This is a genomic window from Arthrobacter sp. Y3223164 (assembly GCF_059091005.1).
Genome location: NZ_JBNHGF010000287.1, coordinates 1 through 3,557 on the forward strand (window position 1 = coordinate 1; position 3,557 = coordinate 3,557).

The 3,557-nt window shown below is 69.3% G+C and carries 3 protein-coding genes; all 3 read right to left on the minus strand.

Going from position 1 to position 3,557, the window contains the following annotated elements:
* Positions 1-880 (minus strand): oxygenase MpaB family protein (locus AC5RUJ_RS12675; RefSeq protein ID WP_494155949.1); only part of this gene is annotated, 880 nt, incomplete at its 3' end.
* 286 nt (positions 881-1,166) lie between these two features.
* Positions 1,167-2,198, minus strand: coding sequence for an isopenicillin N synthase family dioxygenase (locus AC5RUJ_RS12680; protein ID WP_494013261.1), 1,032 nt, complete (start codon positions 2,196-2,198; stop codon positions 1,167-1,169).
* A 160-nt stretch (positions 2,199-2,358) separates the two neighbouring features.
* Positions 2,359-3,270 carry a Cof-type HAD-IIB family hydrolase gene (locus AC5RUJ_RS12685; protein ID WP_494013260.1) on the minus strand — a complete coding sequence of 304 codons (912 nt, stop codon included), beginning with the start codon at positions 3,268-3,270 and terminating at the stop codon, positions 2,359-2,361.
* Positions 3,271-3,557: the final 287 nt, after the last annotated feature.

The following is a 3,557-nucleotide window of genomic DNA, read 5'->3' on the forward strand; positions in this document are numbered from 1 at the left end:
GGCGGCGGCGAGCGGCGGCTTCGCTCGGCCCGGTCTTGCTCAGCCCCAGCCGGACGACGCCTAGGACGAGCTGGGTGGCGGGCTTGATGAGGATCCGCAGCGGCAGGGGAGTGGTCGGGCGCAACCCCAGCAGGCGGCGGTGCTCCTCGGGCAGCGTTTCGACGGCGGCGGCGAACAGGATGCGGTAGCCCAGCCGTTGCGAGCGGGGCAGCGGCGGCCGCCTGACAAACGCGACCGTCTCCTCCATGTTGGGCGATGAGGCGAGCTCCGGGGCGAAGCCGGCCAGTTGGGCGCGCAGTTCCGCATAAGTGCGGGGCGGGTCCGAGACCTGCATGAGCTCGCCGGCCTTGGCCCATTCGGCCACATAGCGGTCCGGACCACCCGGGAACCGTCGGCCGTAGGCAAGGTGCGCGGTGACGAAGGCGTCCGTGAAGGTCAGGTGCACCCACCGCAACAGGTGGGGGTCGTTGGCAAAGTACGGTTGCTGTCCGCCGGCCGAGTCGGTGTAGGTTCCGCGGACGCGTTCATGGAGGCGCAACACCAGGTCGCAGGCGGAGCGTGCCGCAGCGGTGTCGCCGTACGTGACGGTGAAAATCCACCGGATGGTATTGGCGAGGCGCCCCAGCGGATCATCGCGGTAGGCGGAGAAGTCATGCACGCCGGCCAGCGCGCCGGGATGCAGCGTCTGCGTGAGCAGCGAACGGATGCCGGCAACCAGCGTGGGCATCGAGCCGTGGACTGCCCAGACGGCCGAATCGGGCGCGAAGTAGCCCGCGTCGTCGCCGTTCTCCAAGTCCAGCTCCCACTGCGGGATCGTGTCGCTCTGCCCGGAAAATGTGCCCCGCAGTTCTTCGCGCCAGCGGGTCAGGATGTTGCCCACACAGCCATTATGGGCGAGCGCGAACGGGCGCGCACCGGGTGGGCAGAGCCCGCGCCCAGAAGAATGGTGCGTGCGACGCCGAGCGCCGCACACACCATGGGAAACATCAGCCGGCGGCCCTGAACCGGCGGGCCAGAAGTCTTGGGGCCCGGAACCGGCGGCCCGGAGTCTTGGGGCCCGGAACCGGCGGCCCGGAGTCTTGGGGCCTGGAACCGGGGGGGGCCGGAGTCTTGGGGCCCGGAACCGGCGGCCCGGAGCCCCCGGCACCCCCGGCGATCTACCGCGCCTACTTCTTGGCGAGCAGCTCCGGATAGAACTTCTCGGTCACGTCCGGGTGGGCGCGCAGCCGGCCCTTGAGCATGTTGGCGCCGAAGCTGGAGAGCATCGGGTTGGTGGGGTCGTCGGTGCGGCCGCGGGACTCGGCCTTGAGCTCGTCCGGCAGCGGCACCGGGTCGATCACGGCATCCAAGCGCGGCGACCAGAAGAACGGCACCGAGTAGCGGTCCACGCCGGGCGGCGGAGCCTGCACGCGGTGGACGGTGGCGGTGATGTAGCCGTCAGTGGCGACCTCGAGCATTTCGCCCAGGTTCACCACCAGGGCACCCTCGATCGGCTCGACCGGCAGCCACTCATCGGACTCCGGCGGCCGCACCTCGAGCCCGCCCACCATGTCCTGCAGCAGCAGGGTGACGAAGCCGTAGTCGGCGTGCACGCCCACGCCCTGGTCGCCGGCTTCCTCCACCACGCCGCCCACGTAGTGCACCAGCTTGCCCATCCAGTGCGGGGTGCCGGCGAACGGCTCGTCGAAGTAGTCTTCCGGCAGGCCCAGCCCGACGCCGATGGCCGAGAGCAGGTCATGGCCCACCGTGGACATCAGCTCCGCCCAGGCCATGGCCTTCTCGCGCAGGTCCGGCTGCACGGCGTCCGGCCACTGGTTCGGGCCGCGCAGCAGCCAGTACTTCTGGTCCTCGGGGTAGTCGGTGACCGGCTCGCTCTCGGGCGAGTAGTCCAGCTGCTCGCGGGCATCGGCGCGGCCCTGGGTCCGCTCGGTGCCCATGCGGGTGTAGCCGCGGAAATGCGGGGAGTTTCGGTTGTCCAGCTTCAGCCGCTCTTCCAGCGGCAGGTCAAAGAAGCGCTTCATCGCGTCGAAGAGCTCCGCTACCTGGCCCTCGGCCGCGCCGTAACCGGTGATCTGGAAGAACCCGACGCGGTGCGCGGCGTCGCGCAGCTGGTCGATGAAGACCGGGTTGAAGCTGCCGTCCGCAAGGCGGGCGGTGCTCATGTCGAGTACTGGAATGCTCCCCTGAAGTGCGTTCATGGAAGGCAGACTAGCATCGGGCCCGGAGTCAATTGTTACGGACGTTACGTTTTGCTGCGGCGGCACAGTTTCGCTTGACTCGCGGCCGGAATCGGCGTGGAATGCGCCCCGTATTTCGCCGTGTTACGGCCCGACGGCGGGACCGCCAACGCGGGAAGCCCTACAACGTCTGCGCGATCGCCGCCCACGTCCGCAGGAACGCCGCGCCGGCCTCTTCGTGCACGGCCCTCGGGAAGCCCAGGTGCGCCGCGGTCAGCACCGGGTACGGCTTCTGCGGGACCCCGTCGTCGGGGCGGACGTCCACGTGCAGCACCGCGTGCCCGTTGTGGTGCAGCAGGTCGGACATCGCGTAGTCGGTGCGCGAATCGCCCATCGTCCGCCAAGCGTGAGGCACCACGCCGTCCGCGGCCAGCATTTCCAGCGCCCGCTCGGCGCCCAGGTCCTTGCCCAGCTGCACCGACTCGATGTCGGTGGCGATGATGTTCGGGTCCACCCGGTAGTCGATTTGGTCGTCGCTGTCCGGCAGGTGCTGGTCCAGGCGCGTGGCACCCATGCCGAACCTGGACATCAGGGCCAGGACCTCGGCGTCGAACTTTTCCTGCACCTGGCGGTACTCCCGGTTTTCCGTCCCCACCACCTGCTCCACGGAGACCATGGCCCGCTTGGTTTCGTCGAAGAACATGTGGCTTGAATAGCCGGAGCGGACCAGCTCGCGCACCTCGGCGGCGAACTCCTGCGGCGGAGCCAGCGCATGGTCCACGTGGATCGTGCCCGGGCCGGCCGCCGTGAAGCTGAACCAGACGGCGCCCTTTTCGCACACCGCATAGCAGCGCACCTCCGGCGGCATCCCGGCGGCCAGCATCGGCTCCATCACCTGCTCTTTGATGAACTGGTCCGACCGTCCGGTGTTGAACACGATCGGCCAGCCGCGTTTGGCCATCACGAGCAGCGAGTGGATGATCTCCGCCGGCACGGTCCGGGTCACCGTCGATGAAAGCGGGCCGTCGACGTCCAGCAGCAGGCCGATGGGCGGCTGCTCCGGGCGGGCAGGGAGACCGGCTGTGAGGCTCATGGTCCCAGTATGACGGGGCGGCGCGGCCGTTCGCATCCCACCAGTTTTTCCCAAGCCCGCGCGGCAAGGATGGGTGCCTACAGGTTTGGGGGAATGGGAAGCGGTAAAGCAATGACGACGCTCTATGGGGATAGCGCGGTCGTGCCGGGGCCGGACAGCAGCGCGAGCTTGCCGTCCGGTCTCTCGCGGCGTGTTTTTGGGGTACTTGTTGGGGCCGGCATCGCCGGCGTGGCGGGAGGCGCGGGCCTGCTCACGGCCAGCCACCTGCGGGCCGGCACCGTGGGCTC

Bases quoted from the DNA above. Each gene is read 5' to 3' on its own strand.
- AC5RUJ_RS12680 (WP_494013261.1), bottom strand. From the start codon at position 2,198: ATGAACGCACTTCAGGGGAGCATTCCAGTACTCGACATGAGCACCGCC.
- AC5RUJ_RS12685 (WP_494013260.1), bottom strand. From the start codon at position 3,270: ATGAGCCTCACAGCCGGTCTCCCTGCCCGCCCGGAGCAGCCGCCCATC.